This window comes from Floridaenema flaviceps BLCC-F50, from assembly GCF_041929275.2.
GTDB classification, from domain to species: domain Bacteria; phylum Cyanobacteriota; class Cyanobacteriia; order Cyanobacteriales; family Aerosakkonemataceae; genus Floridanema; species Floridanema flaviceps.
This window is the reverse complement of sequence record NZ_JBHFNR020000001.1, coordinates 323,381-343,084: the sequence shown is the minus strand read 5'-3', so window position 1 is coordinate 343,084 and position 19,704 is coordinate 323,381. Positions and strand designations below refer to the sequence as shown.

Here is a 19,704-nt window from a genome sequence, read left to right as displayed (position 1 = left end):
ATGGCAGCAGAAGTAATTGGCATAGACTTGGGAGGAACCGCCATTAAATTAGGTCGGTTTTCGGAAGATGGTAAATGTGAACAATCTTTAACAGTACCGACACCCCAACCTGCAACACCAGAAGCAGTTATTCAAGCATTGGTAGCAGCAATAAATACTTTGAGAACTGCGGGAGTAAAAGCGATCGGTGTCGGTACTCCTGGGCCAACTGATGCAGCCGGAAAAATTGCTAAAATTGCGATTAACTTAGTAGGATGGAACGATATACCTTTAGCTGAATTATTGGAAGCAAAAATAGGTTTACCAACCATTATTGCTAATGATGCTAATTGCGCTGCTTTGGGGGAAGCTTGGTTAGGTGCAGGACGAAATTTTCGCGATTTAATATTACTAACTTTGGGTACTGGAGTTGGCGGCGCAATTATTTTAGATGGCAAACTAGTTACAGGACATCAAGGCGCAGCAGGGGAATTAGGCTTAATTTGTTTGCATCCAGAAGGGCCAAAATGTAATAGCGGAAATCATGGTTCTTTGGAACAATATGTCTCAATACAAGCAATTCGTCGTCTTACAGGTTTAGAACCAAAAGAATTAGGAGAATTAGCTCAAAAAGGTGATTCTAAAGCTTTAGAATTTTGGCAAAGTTACGGGAAAAATTTGGGTATAGGTTTAGCAAGTTTAATTTATGTTCTCACGCCGGAAGCAATTGTTATTGGTGGGGGAATTAGCGCTAGTGCTAAGTTTTTCTTTCCCGCAGCTTTGGCGGAAATTGAACAAAGAGTTTTACCTATTTCTCGCACAGGTTTGCAACTTTTATTAGCAGAATTAGGCAACCAAGCGGGAATGGTAGGTGCAGCAAAGTTAGCATGGCAAATGTTAAATAGTAAAGGTTAGTTGTGAGGACTTTAGTCCTTTTTGCTGACAGCAGGACTAAAGTCCTCACAACAAACTTTTCTCTAATTATTAAGGTAAAGATAGACCTGTTGATTGTTTGATATAGTTTTGGACTTTTGCGTATGTTTCTGAGCTATTAGCGGGATGAATTATTATTGGTAAGGCTCCTTCTGCTAACCAAAAAGTAATTCTGCCATTTGGTTCAGAGGAAAAAGCACCAATCTTTTTCAGATTGATTAAATACTGTTTGTTTTCGTAGTCAATTTTTACCCAATGTTGCTCAAAAGCTATTTCAGTAACGTGCTGAATGTAAGTTAGCAAGTTTTTATGTACTTCTGGGTGCGCTTGCGAGTTGACGACAATGGGGTAAGCGCTATCTGGTAACCAAAAGGTGATCCTGGCGTTTGGTTCATAAGCGAAACCACTAACGCGGTCTAGGTCTACTATATATTCTTTCCTGTCGTAACTAAATTTAATCCAATATGCCACAGAGATTCTTCCTCGCGATCGCTATTTCCTCTATTCGCTCGCTTTTTCAATAAAGCCGTATAATTTTGTTTTCCTGAGTATAAAGGAATTCAGCTAATTTAGATTTAGGATTTTTGATTGATATCACTGATAAATTTTGAGGAAAGGCTAAAAAATTCTTTTCTCTTTCACCTTTCCCCCCATCTTCCCTGGAAAACTTCTGCCTTTCTTGGGTGAAATTGTCCATTTTGAATTATTTATTATTTAACTTCGCTTGTAGCATTCAAAATGGGATCTCTATCAGCATCAGCAATTATCACTTGTTCGGCAGCATTTATTCCGGGTGCAATAATCAGTTTTTGACTGGTTGTAGGAGTTGCACTTTCTCCAGATTTAACTTTGAAAGCTGCTTGAATAAACCCTTTAAATAAGGGGTGAGGTGTGCTGGGACGAGATTGAAATTCTGGGTGGAATTGGGTAGCAATGAAGAAGGGGTGACTGGGAAGTTCGATAATTTCTACTAACCGTCCATCGGGTGAAGTTCCGCTGATAGCGTAGCCATTTTCTAAAAACAGGTTACGATAAGCGTTGTTAAATTCGTACCTGTGGCGATGGCGTTCATAAACTACTTCTTTTCCGTACAAACGCTTAGCTAAAGTATTAGGTGCTAATCGACAAGGATAAAGCCCTAATCTCATTGTACCGCCCAAGTCTACTACATCATGTTGTTCGGGCAAAAGGTTAATTACTGGATTAGCAGTATTAGGATCGAATTCGGCACTATTGGCATCTTTTAATCCTGCTACATTTCGCGCCCATTCCATGACGGAACATTGCATTCCTAAGCATAAACCTAAGAAGGGAATTTGATGATTTCGAGCGTATTCTACTGCGGCGATTTTACCATCTACACCGCGACTGCCAAATCCTCCAGGGACAACTACGCCATCAACATTTTGCAGATATTTTTCTGCACCTTCAGTTTCAATATCTTCTGAGTTTACCCATTTTAAATTGAGGTCGAGGGAAAGTTCGATCGCAGCATGACGCAATGCTTCTACCATTGATAAATAAGCATCACTTAACCGAACGTATTTACCAACAATGGCAATTTCAATGCTATTTTTGGGACTGTAAAGCCGATCGACTAAAGTTTGCCAATTACTTAAATCAGGTTGGCGCTGTTCTAATTGCAATAATTCTAATGCTTGTTGCGCTAATCCTTCCCTTTCTAAAAGTAGTGGTACTTCGTAAATACTTTTAGCGTCGATGGAAGCGATGACGCATTGTTCTGGTACGTCGCAAAATTCCGAAAGTTTATGTTTGAGACTGCTGGGAATTGGGCGATCGCTCCGACATACTAAAATATCTGGTTGTATCCCGATCGATCGCAATTCTTTCACCGAATGTTGTGTCGGTTTAGTTTTCATTTCCCCAGCAGAAGCAATCCAAGGAACTAAAGTAACGTGCATATACAGCACATTTTGCCGTCCCACATCTTTACGAAGTTGGCGAATCGCTTCTAAAAATGGCAATGATTCAATATCCCCAACCGTACCACCAATTTCAGTGATTACTACATCCGGGTTAGTATTTTTAGCAACTCGACGAATCCGTTCTTTTATTTCGTTAGTAATATGGGGAATCACTTGTACTGTTCCCCCCATATAATCACCGCGACGTTCTTTATTAATTACCGCCTGATATATTGATCCAGTAGTCACACTATTGAGGCGCGACATTGAAGTGTCTGTGAAGCGTTCATAGTGTCCTAAATCTAAATCTGTTTCCGCCCCATCTTCGGTGACAAAAACTTCCCCATGTTGAAAGGGACTCATTGTTCCCGGATCGACGTTAATATATGGGTCTAGTTTCAGGATGGATACTGAATAATCCCGCGACTTGAGCAACCGACCTAAGCTAGCTGCTACAATTCCCTTGCCAATACTAGAAACTACACCGCCTGTTACAAAGACAAACTTAGCCATAAAATGCTTAAATGAGAGCGTTCTTCCAACCTACCCGGTTAATTGTGCCACAATCTCAACCTTTGCGATTATGGTCTACAACCCCTTACACAGGATAGCATTTTTGTCAAAGATTTATTCTGTTAATTTTAGCTAATTTTTGTCTGGTTCAAACTTTTGTAAATTTCCAGTTCTATTTGGAGGTTGTTTATGGCTAAATTTTACACTCAGTTGGACGATTATTTACGCCAATTCATTGCGGAACAAAAGGTATTTTTTACTGCTACTGCGCCCCTTTCGGGTCGAATTAATTTATCACCCAAAGGAATTGATACTTTTCGTTGTATCGATCGGAAAACTGTGGCTTATTTAGATTTAACTGGTAGTGGTAATGAAACAGCGGCTCATTTATATGAAAATGGGCGAATGACGATTATGTTTTGCAGTTTTACGGAAAAACCTTTAATTTTAAGACTTTATGGCAAAGGACAAGTAATTAGCCCTAAAGATCGGGAATGGTCGCAGTTTTATAGTTTGTTTGATTCTTTGCCAGGAGAACGGCAAATTATTGTGTTAAATATTGAGTCGGCGCAAACTTCTTGCGGCTATGGTGTACCAATTTTTGAGTTTAAAGAGGAAAGGGAAACTTTGAAACAATGGGCAATTAAAAAGGGTGAACAGGGAATTTTTGACTATTGGCGTGAAAAGAATCAAACTACTATTGATGGACTGCCAACCAGAATTTTGGAAAATCATTAAGGAGCAGTATTAACCAATGGTAAAAGCTGTAAAATTAGCTGGTTTAGGAATTGGAATTGCTTTCATTACACTTAACTCAATTATAGATATGGCTGTGGCACAACAATCACTAGTTATTTCTTTCCCTTCGCAGACAGAATATCAAACAAGTTCTGATAAAATGTTCTTTTTAGGTTCGGCACCACCCGCAGGGAATGTGTTAGTAAATGGGCAACCAATTCAAAGGAGTCCGGCGGGACATTTTGCGCCAAGATTTCCTTTACAAATGGGCGAAAATGTCTTTGTTTTCCGTTATCAAAATCAAGAAAGACGGATCAGAGTTAATCGCATTTCTCAACAAGCAAATTTACCAAAAGGTTTTGCTTTTGCTCAAGGTTCTTTGTCACCTTCAGTGAATATTGCTAGATTACCGGGGGAGTTGATTTGTTTTAGTGCGATCGCACCCACAAACGCCACAGTTACAGTTAAACTAGGTAATCAGAATATTGAGTTATATCCTCAAGGAAAAAAGGTAGAATTACCTCCTAATTTAGCAGTTTTAGCCGACCAAAATCAACCGATCCCCCCAACCCCCCTTGATAAGGGGGGCTTAAATGCGAGTGGAAAATATGAAGGTTGCGCCGTAGCATCAGAAGCGGGAGAATTAGGATTTCCCGAATTTCAATTAACCGCCAATGGAAATACTGTATCTCAGGTAGGGCAAGGGAGAATTTCGATCTTAACTCCCGCAGATTTAGAAATAGCTGAAGTGATTGTAGATGCTGGGGTTGCCCGTACTGGGCCAAGTACAGATCATTCGCGTTTAACACCTTTACCAAAAGGAACAATAGCAACAATAACTGGGCGAGAAGGTGACTGGGTAAGATTAGATTATGGTGGTTGGATTAAAGCTGAAGAAGTACGAATTTCTAGAGGAAGTGTACCACCAAAATCGATTATTCGCAGCGTGAGTGCGCGAGAAATTCCTGGTGCAACTCAGGTGATATTTCCCTTACAAGTTCCTGTACCTGTGAGTGTACAACAAGGCGATCGCACTTTCACCTTAACACTTTACAACACCACCGCCCAAACTGATATTATTCGGCTTGATGATAACCCATTAATTTCCCGTTTAGATTGGCAACAAGTCGCGCCGAATCAAGTGCAGTATACCTTTAATTTAAAGTCAGGGCAACAATGGGGTTATCAACTAAAATATGAGGGAACAAGTTTAGTTTTAACTTTAAGACATTCGCCCACAACTTCCTCACAAACCGAGAAACCTTTAACGGGTATTACTATTTTATTAGATCCTGGACATGGGGGAACAGAACCAGGGGCAGCAGGGCCAAATGGTTATTTAGAAAAAGATGTTAATTTGAGTGTATCTCGATTATTGCGAGATCAATTAGTTGCCAGGGGTGCGACAGTTTATATGACAAGAGAGGATGATAAAACTGTATCTTTGCCAGAAAGGATGGCGATGATTGATAGCGTACAACCTGCGATCGCAATTTCCATTCATCATAATTCCCTTCCCGACTATGGTGATGCTTTTAATACTAGCGGCGTGGGAACTTTTTGGTATCATCCCCAAGCCCATAGTTTAGCAGTATTTTTGCAAAAATATTTAGTGCAAAAATTAAACCGCCCTTCCTACGGAGTATATTGGAATAACCTCGCATTAACTCGCCCCTATTCTGCCCCTTCAGTATTGTTAGAATTAGGTTTTATGAGCAATCCTTTTGAATTTGAATGGGTAACAAATCCCCAAGAACAAAGTAAACTAGCTGCAACATTAGCAGATGCAATTACAGAATGGTTTAAACAGTGATTGGGGATGACAGAGTAATTGGGGATGACAGGCAAGATGCCTGTCCTACAAGATTGGGGAAAATGACCAATGATTAAAAAATGGAAAATCCTTAAATCGAAACTCGTTTTTCATAACAAATGGGTAACAATTCGGCAAGATGAAGTAGAATTACCGAAAGGGGAAATCATTGATGATTTTTTTGTCGTTGTTCGTCCAGATATTGCCTTAGTTTTCCCCGTTACTGAAAATCAAGAAATTGTATTTGTGCGCCAATATCGACACGCGACAGGGGAAATTTTATTAGAACTTCCTGCGGGAAGTTTTCACCCAGAAATAGAAGATGCGGAAGTTGCGGCGCGAAGAGAACTGGAAGAAGAAACGGGTTATGTTACAGAGGATTGGGTTAAATTAGCAACTTTGTATGATAACCCGATTAAAGATACAAATAAAATCCACTTGTTTCTAGCAAAAAATGTGCAGTTAACAGGGAAACAAAACCTTGATGTTACAGAAGATGTGGAAGTGGTTTTAATGCCGATCGATCGGGTAATGACTAAAATTAATCAAGGAGAAATTCGGGTTTCAGGAACGATCGCAGCTATTTTCCTGGGGTTGAATTTTTTGTCTCAAATGTGAGAATTATTAGAATATTCAGTAAATTGTTAAAATATCGGATTCCCTGTTTATAATTCATCAATGTTATAATTACGATTGATGAATAATAAGTGATGGAAAACTGATGAGATCTGCTACTGTAAGTTCTCCTCCTTCAACGATTCCGCCATTAGAAAATGGCGACAAACTAACCCGTGTGGAGTTTGAGCGCCGTTATGAAGCAATGCCTGAAGTAAAGAAGGCAGAATTAATTGAAGGAATTGTTTATATGGCATCTCCAGTAAGAGCAAAAAAACATGGCAAACCCCATTCTCACATTATGACCTGGTTAGGAACCTACGAAGCAGCTACGCCGGGAGTGGAAACACTTGATAACTCAACTGTGCGCCTTGATGCTGATAACGAACCGCAACCAGATGGTTTATTAAGAATTGAACAGGCGGGACAATCTCGTATTAGTGAAGATGATTATGTCGAAGGTGCGCCAGAATTAATTATAGAAATTGCCGCTTCTACTGCGTCTTTAGATTTACATCAAAAGCTTAACGTTTATCGTCGCAATGGAGTACAAGAATATTTAGTCTGGCGAATTTACGATCGAGAATTTGATTGGTTTAGATTAAATGCCGGAGAATATATTAAAGTTGAACCCAACAGTGAGGGTATAATCTCTTCTGTTGTATTTCCGGGATTGTGGTTAGATAAAGCGGCTTTGTTGGCGGGAAATTTAGCTAAAGTTTTAGAGGTTTTGCAGCAGGGATTAGTTAGCCAAGAACATCAAGATTTTGTGCAACAATTGGGTAAAGGCTAGTTAGCGATCGCTGGTTAACACATAATCAACTAACTATAATATAGAGAAAAAACTTCAACAGGTGGATTTATCCAGGCCACCAAGTCCGATCGCGTAGTTCATCAAGTGAGTAGGGGCATTGAGAAGGAAACTCAACCGAGTTCTGAGTTTTTAATTCCACATAACCTTTTGCATCCTGATAGATTTGTTCTAATTCATTTTCTAAATAATTAAAAAGGGTTGTAGTTAATTTTCGATTTAGCTGTAATCGGAAATTATAGATTTCGCTTTGCCAATGAGCAGAATTATTGTCTTTTTCAGCCGTCCAATATTTTAGCAATAATAGATGCCGAATTATCTGCTCTAAAAGACTGACTACAGAATTTCTCTCTCTTTTCCCCAATTCTTCTAATTCCTCAATTAAATTTTCCAGATCGAGTGAATCAAATTGACGATTTTTCAGAAGTTTGATGGTTGTATCCAACCATTTAATGTCATCAACTTCATAAAGCTCTTTTAAATCAGTAATGTTGAGCATGATTTCCTCTTTTTTAGCAAAGAATATATTTGACTGTTTTTATTAACCAGGAAATCTATATGTTTACAGGTGATATGTTAGCATAACAAGCGACCTCTAATAAAAAAACTGCCCAAAATTGCTAACTTAGGGCAGCTTAAATAATTAAAAGATTGGACTTAATTAAACAGTCTTAGCGATGTGATAAGGACTGGTTAGTTTATCCAATTGTTTGGTTAACAAACTGAGGAATAAACCCACATCGGTAACAACGCCGACAGATTCAATAGAACCCCGATCGCTTAACTTTGTCACCACAGCTGGGTTAATATCCACACAAACCATCTTCACTCCCGCAGGTGTCATATTACCCACACCGATCGAGTGCAACATGGAAGAAAGCATTAAAATCATGTCGGCACCTTGGAGCAATCTGGCATACTCTTCTTGTGCCTTAATCAAATCCATTTCGGTATCTGGTAACGGGCCATCATCACGAATCGAACCAGCTAAACAGAAAGGTACATTGCTGCGAACACATTCGTACATTACCCCACCATTAATTACGCCATTTTCCACAGCTTTGGCGATACTTCCGTAACGGCGAATCGTGTTAATAACCTTTAAGTGGTGACGGTGCCCACCGCGAACAGCAACGCCTCGCTTCATATCCACACCTAACGAGGTTCCCATCATTGCTTGTTCGATGTCGTGAACTGCGATCGCATTTCCGCCCAACAAAGCTTGTACATAACCTTCCCGAATCAACCGGGAAAGGTGTTCCGCACCACCAGTATGAATCACCACTGGCCCTGCTGTCACCACTACTTTACCGCCTTGGTCGCGAATTTGCCGCAATTCCCAAGCGATTTGTTCCACAACCAATTCTACACGGCGTTCGCTGGAAACACCCGAACCCATAAAACTGAATTCTTGAGTATTTCTTTGTTCGCGAGACTCAGTTTTGCGGATAGTGCGGATACCTTCCACACCTACAATTACATGATCGCCAATTTCCAAATCTCTGAGCAATTTACATTTAGCGATCGGTCCGTCTGGAGTAAAGTTTACTGCGATCGCGCCATCCATGCGCTGATTTTGTACCTTCACCCATTCGCAATGTACCCGCACTTCCGTTGGGTAAATCGTAGTAACGTAAAAGTCATCTGGTGCAACACCTGGAATAGTTACAGCTTCCGTATTAACATCACAAATTTCTTGAGGCGGAGGTAAAGCACCCAGATCGATCAACTGAGACATAATCTCTTCCATAATCTCATGATCGGGAGCAGAGACTTTGACCTCAGCAGAAGAAGTACTTTGGCGTTGTTCTCCCAAGTTAAAATTCAAAACTTGGAAACTACCACCATTTTCTACAATTAAGTCTAAGGCGCGACTAATTAAACCAGAATCTAGCAAATGACCTTCCATGCGAATAGTGCGACTTTCCACAGAAACTAAGCTGTGGATTTCCACTCTCACAGGTTCAGTAACGCGCAAGGTCAAGCATTTCGCTGCGCCACCAGCTTTTAAAAACTCAGTTAATGGTGTTTCTATTACCTGAAAACCGCATTCTTTCAACCGTTGCTTTAAGCTGTCGCTTGTTTTATTCATCACCACCACGTCATCAACATTGACAGCGTTACAAGCAAAGTTAACTGCGTCTGCTTCTGCGATCGCAATCCGTTTTTCTGGCGCAACCCGCATTTCAATCAAGCGATTTGAGTAAGAATCAAATGCTGGAGGATAGTAAAGTAAATAACCACCAGCTAAAGGACAAAAGCAAGTATCTAAATGATAGAATCGCTCATCAATTAAGCGCAAAGAAAGTACTTCAATATTTAGCCATTTTGCCAAATAAGGGTGAGAATCTAGTTCAGAACGGAAACCATAACCCGCCCATAACCAGCGACCTTCGCGATCGAGTAAAGCATCACCCGCGCCTTCAAAAGGTAAATCTTTCGGTAACTCGTAAACTGTGTAACCTTGGTCTTCAAACCATTTTTTAAAATATGGTTCTTCCCCTTGGCGTTCTTTGTGATAAAAACGACTCAAAACAACGGTTTTACCTAATACTAAACCTGCGTTAGCGGTAAATACCATATCAGGCCAACCTTTTTCCGGGTTAACCAAATCTACCAACGCATGATCTTTTAGGACATGGTGCAGTTTTTGCCATTGTTCGACGGCGCGATCGCGTGAAGACTTGTGTATATTGCCCTCCATCCAGGGATTAATCACATAATCTACGTCGTAATGGTCGGGAGGGCACATCAGGAAGCGAATCGGATCAGTCATAATAAATTAGCTAGCTCAACTGTACGGCTTGAGACTTTATACATAAGCCGCAATAAACTTACCCCTAGTCAAACTCTCAGGAGTAGATGCGGGTCATACATATTAAAGGCCAAATCTCTATTCTAAAGGAGATAGGTCAATATTTTCCTGCTCATCCTGTACAATTCCTACCTCTGGGTGATGTTTCAGAAGCGCGATCGCTCTCCTCATATCAGTTTTAGGTTTTTTCCTCTAATCACAAATACCTATATCGATACCTATGTAAATAATCTAACTCAAGTAGAATTGCTGAGAAATTAAGTAACCCATCTTTCTCATCAGAAATTTACTTATAAAAAACCATTCTAAATTTTGCTCAGGTAAAAGTTCTCAACTATAATCTCGCACTAAATAGACAGCAAAGACTTTGGTATAGGAATGTAAATAATCCATAGCACCAATCTTTAAAGAGTTTACTTAAAGAGGTTTGAGAACCTGATTCTGTTGCAATCAACAAAGTACTGGCAACATCAAATGTGTAATTTCTCAGTTCGGGATACCAAGTTAAGGTATTAATTTGTTGCCATTTTTGCAAATATTCCTGAGTAATCTTTTCCATCTCCGGTAAATAACCTGCTAATGCTTTGGGTTGGAAAGCATAAGAAAGCAATTTGCGCCGAGACTGGTGTTGACTACCCTCTTGTAAGGATAAAGAATTCGGCCCCAAAAGAATTTTTGTACTTTGGGGCAAACTAACAGCAAAATACTGGTTATTGGTAAGAACAAAACGGTTTGCTTCTGCTCCGACTATGACAATTGAATCAGCGCCAAAAATTCGGGTTTTAAAAATAGAACCGTATTTCTTTTGCCGCTTTTCCATGAAATCAGGGTCACGAAGAAACTGGATTGTTTCTCCAATCAAAGGCAAACCAAAATTTCCAGGTGGCAAAGGCAGTGTCTGAGAATTATCAGTTGTAGTAGTCATCTTGCTTATTCCAGGGAAAATAGATATTGAGTGCAAATATTTCAAATTGTAAACTCTTTGCCAATTTCCAACTGATAATTCTCCTAAACTACTTTTAAAATCATTCCTTCTTTAGCTAAGACAGCATTAGGAGAAGCGGCGAGGATTTTTTCTTCGAGTCGATCGAGAAAATCATCGGTATGAGCAGGTTCGTGATGAAACTTCACAAACCTTTTGACTTTAGCTTCTTCGCATACTTTTACCCCTTCTTCCCAGGTTGAATGCCCCCAGCCAACTTTCGGAGATTTGGGATTATGATATTCCTCATCGGTATACATGGAATCGTAAATTAACAGGTCTGCATTATGAGCTAATTGCAGCACATTTTCATCTATATGGTCTGGATAATGTTCTGTATCCGTACAGTAAAATACCGAATGTCCTCGCCAGGTGACGCGATAACCCATTGCGCCATTCGGATGATTTAGGGGGCCTGTTTCAATGATGATATCGTCAAGTTTGAATTTATCCCCGCAAGAAATGTGGCAAAATTCTATATTTGCCTGCATTCCTTTAATGGGAACTGGAGAATTGGGGTGAAGTACTCGCTCCATAAAATGTTGTTCTAAAGAGCCATTTTGATCGGGAACTGCGCCAAAAATTTGAAAATGATTACCCTCAACAAAAGCTGGGATAAACATTGGTACGCCTTGAATGTGATCCCAATGGTAATGGGTAAAGAACATATACGCTTTTACGGGCATAGTTTTGAGTAGTTCTCTACCCAAAACGTGCAAACCGCTACCGCCATCGAAAATTAGGCGTTTGCCACCAATTCTCATTTCGATACAAGAGGTGTTACCTCCGTAACGCGCAGTTTGATTTCCAGGGGTGGGGATACTACCTCGGACACCCCAGAATTGAACTAGAAATTCGTCAGAAGAATTGCTATTTTCCATGTGTAACTTCAAATTTCAAGGTGCCGCATTGCCCCTGTTGCCGCAGAAGGTGATCGCATAACACTAAGGCAACCATTGCTTCTACCATAGGCACTGCTCTTGGTAGTACGCAAGGGTCATGTCTTCCTTTAGCTGCCAAGGTGGTTGCTTCTCCTTCATTGGTTACAGTACGCTGTTCTTTTCGGATCGTAGCAGTTGGTTTAAAGGCTACTCGGATGATGATATTTTCACCGTTGGAAATGCCACCCTGAATACCACCCGATCGGTTGGTAACGGTTCGGATGTGTCCATCTGTGTCAGTATAGAATTCGTCGTTGTGTTCGCTGCCTGTTAGTAAAGTACCAGCAAAGCCGGAACCAATTTCAAATCCTTTACTGGCGGGTAAGGACATCACTCCTTTTGCTAAGTCTGCTTCTAGTTTATCGAATACTGGCTCACCTAATCCGGGAGGAATGTTGCGAGCAACGCATTCTACTACCCCACCGATCGAATCGCCTTGTTTCCTTATTTCCTCGATTAGCTCAATCATCCGGTCTGAACATTCTAAGTCAGGACAGCGAACGATGTTGCTTTCTACCTGTTCCATCGTCACTGTATTGGGGTCAACGATTCCTTCCAGGTCTTTGATGCGTTTAACGTAACCGATAATTTCTGTGTTGGCGAATTGTTTCAGGATTTTTTTAGCGATCGCACCCGCTGCCACTCTCCCGATTGTCTCCCGCGCCGACGATCGCCCCCCGCCTTGCCAGTTGCGAATCCCATACTTCGCGTCGTAAGTTGCATCGGCATGGGATGGACGATATTTTACCGCCATTTCATCATAATCTTGGGGTCGAGTATCTTGATTTTTCACCAAAATTGTGATAGATGTTCCTAATGTTTTACCTTCAAAAACACCGGAAAGAATTTCGCAACTGTCGGCTTCTTTCCGGGGAGTGGTAATCTTACTCTGTCCAGGTCGTCTTCTGTCTAATTCTTGTTGAATTTCTGCCGGAGTTATTTCCAGTCTTGGCGGACAACCGTCGATGACTACTCCGACTCCGCCGCCATGAGATTCACCAAATGTGGTAATGCGAAATAAATGTCCGAAAATGTTACCCATGATGTTGTTGAGGATGCTGAAAACTTTGATTTTATCAGCGATTGGTGTTTGGGGTTGCAGGCTGGGTAGCTGAACTTAACTAAATTTTAGCTAAATCCGCAATTCATCTCATCACCTACCCGACAGGGTAGGTGATGAGATGAATTGCTCTTGTGTTGACGACAGTCATTAGACCAATGCGATAGCAAGGGAGGAAGACAGGTCCCAAACGTAGCTTGCTTCCCGCAGGGTACAATTCCTGTGTTATACTCCTTTATAACAAACGTTGTTTACTCTAATATGTTAAAGGTCGTTAAAGTTAGGCTATACCCAGATGTCCAGCAACAGCAGTCATTAGCGCAAGCTTTTGGCTCTTGTCGTTGGCTATGGAATTATTGCTTGGATTTGACAAACCGAACATATAAAGAAACTGGCAAAGGGCTGTCTGGATACGAAGTCAAAAAGATAATCCCTCAGTTAAAGAAAGAGTATGAATGGTTGTCTTTGACCTATTCACAATGTTTGCAGCAGGTTTGTTTGAATCTGGGAGTTGCATTTAATAACTTCTTTGAAAAACGAGCAAAGTATCCCAAGTTCAAATCTAAGCATGGTAAGCAGTCAATACAATACTCTCAAAATGTCAAAGTTGGAAACAATTATTTAACTCTCCCCAAAATAGGAGATGTAACAGCAATTATCCATAGACCTATTGAGGGTAAAGTTAAAACCGTAACTGTATCTAAAAACTGTTCTAATCAATACTTTGCAGCAATCCTTTTTGAGGACGGCAAAGATAAGCCAGAACAAAAAGTCGAAGGCAAAGCAATAGGCATCGATCTGGGGTTGACTCACTTCGCTGTTACTAGCGATGGCTCTAAGTTTGAAAATCCAAGAATACTCGCCAAGCATGAAAAGAATCTGAAGCTAAAACAACAGCACCTATCCAGAAAACAGAAAGGCTCTAATAACCGCATTAAAGCAAGATTGAAAGTTGCTAGAGTCCACAGGAAAATAACTAACTGTCGTGAGGATTTTCTGCACAAGCTATCTCGTAGGATAGTGAACGAAAACCAAGTCATAGTGCTTGAAAATCTTAATGTGAAAGGCATGATGCACCAATCTAAACTAGCTAAATCTATCCACCAAGTCGGGTGGGGAATGTTCTGCACTATGTTGAAATACAAGGCAGAAATGTCAGGAAAGATTTATCTAGAGGTGGATAGATTTTTCCCTAGTTCTAAAACTTGTCATGTTTGTCTTAATCAAGTTGGTAGTTTGCCACTAGATGTAAGATTTTGGACTTGCGAACACTGCAACACAAAGCATGACAGAGATGTGAACGCAAGTATTAATCTCAGAGATGAGGGTCTACGAATTTTAAACCTGAGCGCAGTCGAAGGTTTGACCTCTGGAACGGGGGATAAAGCCTGTTGTCCAGATGTAAGTCGCAGTAAGGGAGGACGTAAGAAATCCACTACTGCGCTTTCTGTTGGACAGGAAGCCCACACTGACCTGACGGTACAGTGTGGGTAGTTCACCTAACTGCTTTGAATCCAGAGGGCAGATAATGGATAAATATGCTCTCAATTATTGATCTGTGGAAAATAGGCGTTAATATTGATGATGTTAGTTTGTGTTAGTTTTGTCTGCTACAGGTGCATTAACTTAGTTTGACAGACTATATTTTGGTTCCCTGACAAGATTTCCAGAAATATTGCTTATGGTAGTTTTGCATTATACTTCCAGAGGTGATAATAGCCGTTAAGATAGCAAAAGCTTAAGACTTAACCTGAAAAGCATCACCTGTTTGATAAAACGATGCTATCTGTGTAATTAATCATGGCAAAGATGGCAAAGTGGTAGATTGTGAAACAAAACAAACAATTGCTCGAACAAGGGAAAATTTATGCTAACCTTTGGCGAGTACAGTCTGAGTTGAAATTTGAATTAACATTGGCAAAGACAGAACACAAGTAATTATGATGTTTGGTAGTACCCAGTCAAATCAGGGCGCGAATAACTGGCGACAACAGTTAAATGATTTCGTCAAGCAAAATCAGAAAGAATTAGCAGCCCTAGCTTGGGGGTTAATGCAACAAAGGGGAGAAAGTGAAGATACTTTGGGTATCGATCTCGAACCATCACCGCATTTTGTATACTGCCCCAGAAATGCGATCGAAGCATTGAATCAAAAGGTCGAGAATCAACTTCAGGAAATTTTGGGCATTTTAGATGCACATAATCCGAAGCAAGAAGTTTTGATTATTGGCATTGGTAGCGGTCAAATTAAGTTGGTGCAATTTGAACCGGAACCTTCACCACCTGATTGTTTTGCTGAGGTGGCGAAAGATGTGGATACTTTGTTGGAACATTTAGAAGAAAGGATGTGCGAACAAATAGCGATCGAATAAGCGATCGCTAAATTATACAAAGTTTAGGGGCATTTTCCGCAAAGCTCGGCAATTGTTCAACTTGCTAATCATCCGGTTCGGCGATGAAGTTGAGAATATGTTGGGCGGTAATTTCTGGTTTTTCTAAGTGGGGTACGTGACCACAGTTGGCGATCCAGATTAGTTTGCTATTGGCGATCGCATTCTGCAATTTTTCCGCGTCACCAATACCCAAAATTCGGTCAGATTCTCCCCATAAAATTAAAGTTGGTTGCTCAATATCTTTGAGTTTTTGCCGAAAAGAACCGTAACCGCCGCTTTTGGTAAAGGCAATTAAAGCTTGTGCCCAACCAGAGGTTTGTAAATGCAATGCGGCACATAATTGAGCATCAACCGAAGCAAAACTAGGGTGACAATAAGCGTTAACACTAATACGTTGACGGACTTGAGGACTCCGTAAAAATTCAGTAGCTAAATAACCCAAAGGCGGAAATAAAAATTTGCCCATTGCGGGTCCGGCGGTGAAACCTGCACTATCAATTAAGATTAACTTTTTAACTGCTTGGGGATAAGTAAGAGTAAAGTCAATTGCAGCTGCACCTCCCATAGAAGCGCCGACTAAAATTACTGGTTGGTTGATTAAAGTTTTCCAGGAATAGTAGAGGTGTGTGGCGATCGCACTAGGACTAAAGCTAAGTAATGGGTTTCTTTCTGTAAAGCCAAAACCTAAGAGATCGATCGCCCAAGTTTCTTGTTTTTCGGCAAGAATGGGTAATAGTCGGCGAAATTCTAAAACTGAACTATCGAAACCATGAAGTAATAAAATTGGTGTTCCATTTGTACCCAAATTGACGTAAGTTGTGCCAATTGGTTGTGTACTCAAGGGAGTGAAAATTGGTTGATATTGGATCTTTTGTGCTAGAGCAATTGAGGTAGATTCTGTCAGTTGCTCGACGGAATTAGGAAGAAAAGAAGGCCACATGAGCTTTAGTATAACTGATATGCGATCGCCCGAGATAATAAAGATTGCTGACACTCAGGAGCAATTTAAGCCAAACTAGAGTCTATCTTGTAAATAGATTAGAAGAAGATTCGAGCATGAATATGAAATTGGCTCTCACTGGGAAGACTTTGCTGGTGAGTCTGGGTTTAGGATTGGCGATCGCTCCCAACTTAATAACAGAAGTTAAGGGGCAAAATCAACAAGTAACTCCAGTCAAAAATTTAACCAGGGAAGTAAGTCAGAGTTACCAGCCACCAGACAGAAGCGCACCTTCAACGACTGCCGGAGGTGCTTCGCGGGGAGGTTGTATAGAAAGTGCAGGAGTTCTCACTTCCTTAATGCCGCAAAATAACTTAGGATTAACACTATCAGGGTACCCTACATTCTTTTGGTATGTTCCCAAATCTAAAGCCGAAGCATTGGAATTTAAGCTGCTAGACGGGGAAAATGGTAAGGTAATTTACAAAAAAACTCTTGCTGTTCCGTCTAATTCAGGTATTGTCAGTTTTACTTTACCCAAAGATGAATTATCCGCACCTTTAGAGGTGGGCAAAATGTATCATTGGTTCCTCACAATGGTTTGTCCACCTAACCCAAACCAAGAACTTCCAGACAAAAGTGGAAATGTTATCGTAGACGGATGGGTGGAGCGAATCCAATTGAACCCTAGTTTAGTGAATAAACTAGAAAAGGCAGCACCAACCGATCGTCCAGCCTTGTATGCAGCAGCAGGTATTTGGCACGAAAGTTTAACAACTTTAGTTGACTTACTTCGCCAGAAACCGGATGACCGAAATTTAAAAAATCAGTGGAAGAAACTTCTAGATTCTGTCGGATTAAATGTATTAGTAGAAAAGCCAATGCTTGATTGCTGTACATCCAAACCCAACTAAAATTTAGTGATTACCAATTGGTATATTTAATATGCTTTCTAAGCTAAAACTAAAACAGCTAATTTGGGAATGGCGTGGTGTATTAATTACTGTACCAAGCGTCACTCTATTAGTAATTGCTTTACGTTTCGCGGGATTGTTTCAGTTTTGGGAATTTTCTGCATACGATCAAATGTTTCACTTGCGTCCCAAAGAAGCTAGGGATTCTAGAATTGTGATTGTGGGAATTAATGAATCAGACATCCAAGAATTAAAACAATGGCCGATTAAAGACAAGATTCTAGTAGAATTGTTGCAGAAAATTAAACAACAAAAACCTAGAGCCATAGGTTTAGATATTTATCGGGATTTACCTGTAGGAAGTGAAGCCGAGCAGCAAAAATTATTACAGTTATATAGGACTACGCCTAATTTAATAGGCATTAAAAAAGTCGTAGGCGGTGCAGGAGGCCCAGCAGTAAATCCGCCGCCAATTTTAAAGGAAAAAGGACAGATTAGTGCTAACGATTTACCTTTAGATACGGATGGGAAAATCCGGCGACAATTCTTATATCTTGGTAAAGTAGAAAGCTTGGGCTTGAAATTAGCTTTAATGTATTTGAAAAAAGAGGGTATAGTTCCCAAAGGAGCGAAAAATAATTATTTGCAATTGGGAAAGGTGGTATTTGTTCCTTTTGAAGCTAATGATGGCGGTTATGTTCGTACTGATGCAGCTGGATATCAGGTAATATTAAACTTTCGTGGGGCGGGAAATTTTCAAGTTGTTTCGCTGATAGATGTGTTAAAAAATCGCATCCCTAGCGATTTAATGCGCGATCGCATTGTCTTAATTGGTTCAACAGCAGCCAGCTTAAACGATCTATTATACACGCCTTATAGTAGCAATTTTGTCGGCATTCCCCAAAGAACTTCCGGGGTAGAAGTTCATGCTCATTTAACCAGCATGATTTTAAGTGCAGTTCTGGATGGTCGTCCTTTAATTAAAACTTTACCAGAATGGTTAGAGTGGTTGTGGATATTATTTGGTGCTACCATAGGCGCAGTTTTAACTTGGCAGTGGCGATATCGAGGAGGTGTAGGCAAGTTTTCTGTAAAAAGAACGGCTAGTATATTGTCAGTAATAGGCGGTTTTTTCTTAATAGGTTATCTCGCTTTTTTAGAAGGTTGGTGGGTTCCGGTAGTTCCGCCAGTAATTGCTTTTGTTGGCTCGGCAAGCGTGATTATTAGCTATATTGCCCGTACTGCTGGAGAAATTCGGAAAACATTTAGTCTTTATCTTACAGATGAAGTAGTAGCTAATTTGCTGGAATCAACAGATGGATTTAAACTTGGTGGAGAACGCCGAAAAGTGACAATTTTAATGTCAGATTTGCGCGGTTTTTCTTCAGTTTCCGAAGAGTTAGCGCCAGAAACAGTTGTTTCCATGTTAAATATTTATTTGGGGGAAATGGCAGATCAAATTGTCAAGTATCAGGGAACGATCGATGAATTTATTGGAGATGCCATTTTGGTGCTTTTTGGTGCGCCAACGCAAAGAGAAGATGATGCAGAAAGGGCGATCGCTTGTGCCCTAGCCATGCAATTAGCAATGGACAGTGTAAACAAGAAAAATGAGCGTTTAGGATTGCCAAAAATCGAAATGGGAATTGGCATTAGCACAGGTGAAGTAGTAGTAGGAAATATTGGTTCCACAAAACGAGCCAAATACGGCGTAGTCGGACATCATGTAAACTTAACTGCCCGCATTGAATCCTACACAGTAGGTGGGCAAATTTTAATCTCTGAATCTACCCTCAAAGATGCAGGAGAAATCGTAAAAATAGATGCGGAAATGAGGGTACAACCTAGAGGATCTACCAATCCAATTTCAATTTATGAAGTAGGTGGAATAGAGGGAAAGTACAACCTCCATTTGCCGAAAGAAGAAAATATTCTGCTGCCATTAAAAGAGGAAGTTCTATTACAGTACTCTATCTTAGAAGACAAGCATATAAATGATAAAATATATGATGCAAGTATAGTCAAACTATCAACCAAAGGAGCAGAAATCAGAACCGATCGAAATATAGAGATTTTTAAAACTATCAAGTTAAATTTATGGATGAACTGTGAAAAAACATCCCTTAGTGGAGATATCTATGCCAAAGTATTAAAGAAATTACCCAATGAAGAAAACATTTATTATATAGGATTGACAACTGTAGCATCAGATGCCAAACTTCTATTGGAGCAGATACTTAACGTCAGTGCAACTCAAGTAGAAAATAATGTGGTTAAATAAGCAATTGAGATCAAACCAATTGTATAAGTAAAATCAGGAGGTTTTGGGAAA

17 protein-coding genes are annotated in these 19,704 nt (G+C 40.3%); 9 read left to right on the top strand and 8 right to left on the bottom strand.

The features are described 5' to 3' along the window. Positions 1 to 894 carry an ROK family protein gene (locus ACE1CI_RS01675; protein ID WP_413267741.1) on the top strand — a complete coding sequence of 298 codons (894 nt, stop codon included), beginning with the start codon at positions 1 to 3 and terminating at the stop codon, positions 892 to 894. A 69-nt stretch (positions 895 to 963) separates the two neighbouring features. Here ACE1CI_RS01675 and ACE1CI_RS01670 read toward each other — a convergent pair whose 3' ends face one another. Both ACE1CI_RS01670 and pyrG read right to left on the bottom strand, forming a co-directional pair. Next, a complete protein-coding gene (locus ACE1CI_RS01670) occupies positions 964 to 1,383 on the bottom strand; it encodes a hypothetical protein (protein WP_413267742.1) in 420 nt (139 codons plus the stop codon). A 239-nt stretch (positions 1,384 to 1,622) separates the two neighbouring features. Then, the gene (gene pyrG / locus ACE1CI_RS01665) at positions 1,623 to 3,350 is read right to left on the bottom strand and encodes a CTP synthase (RefSeq protein ID WP_413267743.1); all 1,728 of its coding nucleotides are present in this window, start codon (positions 3,348 to 3,350) and stop codon (positions 1,623 to 1,625) included. Between the two features lie 189 nt (positions 3,351 to 3,539). On the opposite strand from pyrG, the gene ACE1CI_RS01660 reads away from it, so the two are divergent. The 4 genes from ACE1CI_RS01660 to ACE1CI_RS01645 all read left to right on the top strand — a co-directional run bounded on the left by ACE1CI_RS01660 (position 3,540) and on the right by ACE1CI_RS01645 (position 7,309). Then, on the top strand, positions 3,540 to 4,088 hold the full coding sequence (locus tag ACE1CI_RS01660; RefSeq protein ID WP_413267744.1) for a pyridoxamine 5'-phosphate oxidase family protein: 549 nt from the start codon (positions 3,540 to 3,542) through the stop codon (positions 4,086 to 4,088). Positions 4,089 to 4,104: 16 nt separating this feature from the next. Further along, positions 4,105 to 5,901 (top strand): N-acetylmuramoyl-L-alanine amidase family protein, encoded by a 1,797-nt coding sequence (locus tag ACE1CI_RS01655; protein WP_459564154.1) that lies wholly within the window; start codon positions 4,105 to 4,107, stop codon positions 5,899 to 5,901. Between the two features lie 69 nt (positions 5,902 to 5,970). Then, on the top strand, positions 5,971 to 6,519 hold the full coding sequence (locus ACE1CI_RS01650) for an NUDIX hydrolase (protein WP_413267745.1): 549 nt from the start codon (positions 5,971 to 5,973) through the stop codon (positions 6,517 to 6,519). A 103-nt stretch (positions 6,520 to 6,622) separates the two neighbouring features. After that, positions 6,623 to 7,309, top strand: a complete 687-nt coding sequence (locus tag ACE1CI_RS01645; RefSeq protein WP_413267746.1) for a Uma2 family endonuclease — start codon at positions 6,623 to 6,625, stop codon at positions 7,307 to 7,309. Between the two features lie 67 nt (positions 7,310 to 7,376). Here ACE1CI_RS01645 and ACE1CI_RS01640 read toward each other — a convergent pair whose 3' ends face one another. The 5 genes from ACE1CI_RS01640 to aroC form a co-directional block, all read right to left on the bottom strand. After that, positions 7,377 to 7,826, bottom strand: a complete 450-nt coding sequence (locus ACE1CI_RS01640) for a DUF29 domain-containing protein (RefSeq protein ID WP_413267747.1) — start codon at positions 7,824 to 7,826, stop codon at positions 7,377 to 7,379. A 162-nt stretch (positions 7,827 to 7,988) separates the two neighbouring features. Beyond that, entirely contained in the window at positions 7,989 to 10,103 is a 2,115-nt protein-coding gene (gene argZ / locus ACE1CI_RS01635; RefSeq protein ID WP_413267748.1) for a bifunctional arginine dihydrolase/ornithine cyclodeaminase, read from the bottom strand. 373 nt (positions 10,104 to 10,476) lie between these two features. Next, on the bottom strand, positions 10,477 to 11,067 hold the full coding sequence (locus tag ACE1CI_RS01630; protein WP_413267749.1) for a cytochrome P450: 591 nt from the start codon (positions 11,065 to 11,067) through the stop codon (positions 10,477 to 10,479). 83 nt (positions 11,068 to 11,150) lie between these two features. Continuing rightward, positions 11,151 to 12,005 (bottom strand): MBL fold metallo-hydrolase, encoded by an 855-nt coding sequence (locus ACE1CI_RS01625; RefSeq protein ID WP_413267750.1) that lies wholly within the window; start codon positions 12,003 to 12,005, stop codon positions 11,151 to 11,153. Then, the gene (gene aroC / locus ACE1CI_RS01620; RefSeq protein ID WP_413267751.1) at positions 11,995 to 13,107 is read right to left on the bottom strand and encodes a chorismate synthase; all 1,113 of its coding nucleotides are present in this window, start codon (positions 13,105 to 13,107) and stop codon (positions 11,995 to 11,997) included. The genes ACE1CI_RS01625 and aroC overlap by 11 nt, the downstream gene beginning before the upstream one ends. Positions 13,108 to 13,386: 279 nt before the next feature. Between aroC and ACE1CI_RS01615 the strand changes: the two genes are divergently transcribed. Both ACE1CI_RS01615 and ccmS read left to right on the top strand, forming a co-directional pair. Beyond that, positions 13,387 to 14,619: an RNA-guided endonuclease InsQ/TnpB family protein gene (locus ACE1CI_RS01615; protein ID WP_413267801.1), complete on the top strand. Its 1,233-nt coding sequence runs from the start codon at positions 13,387 to 13,389 to the stop codon at positions 14,617 to 14,619. A gap of 446 nt (positions 14,620 to 15,065) precedes the next feature. Continuing rightward, the gene (gene ccmS / locus ACE1CI_RS01610; RefSeq protein ID WP_413267752.1) at positions 15,066 to 15,497 is read left to right on the top strand and encodes a beta-carboxysome assembly chaperone CcmS; all 432 of its coding nucleotides are present in this window, start codon (positions 15,066 to 15,068) and stop codon (positions 15,495 to 15,497) included. 64 nt (positions 15,498 to 15,561) lie between these two features. On the opposite strand, the gene ACE1CI_RS01605 is transcribed toward ccmS, so the two are convergent. Then, entirely contained in the window at positions 15,562 to 16,458 is an 897-nt protein-coding gene (locus ACE1CI_RS01605) for an alpha/beta fold hydrolase (RefSeq protein WP_413267753.1), read from the bottom strand. Positions 16,459 to 16,574: 116 nt separating this feature from the next. On the opposite strand from ACE1CI_RS01605, the gene ACE1CI_RS01600 reads away from it, so the two are divergent. Both ACE1CI_RS01600 and ACE1CI_RS01595 read left to right on the top strand, forming a co-directional pair. Beyond that, positions 16,575 to 17,372 carry a DUF928 domain-containing protein gene (locus ACE1CI_RS01600; RefSeq protein ID WP_413267754.1) on the top strand — a complete coding sequence of 266 codons (798 nt, stop codon included), beginning with the start codon at positions 16,575 to 16,577 and terminating at the stop codon, positions 17,370 to 17,372. A 31-nt stretch (positions 17,373 to 17,403) separates the two neighbouring features. After that, positions 17,404 to 19,653, top strand: coding sequence for a CHASE2 domain-containing protein (locus ACE1CI_RS01595; protein ID WP_413267755.1), 2,250 nt, complete (start codon positions 17,404 to 17,406; stop codon positions 19,651 to 19,653). Positions 19,654 to 19,704: the final 51 nt, after the last annotated feature.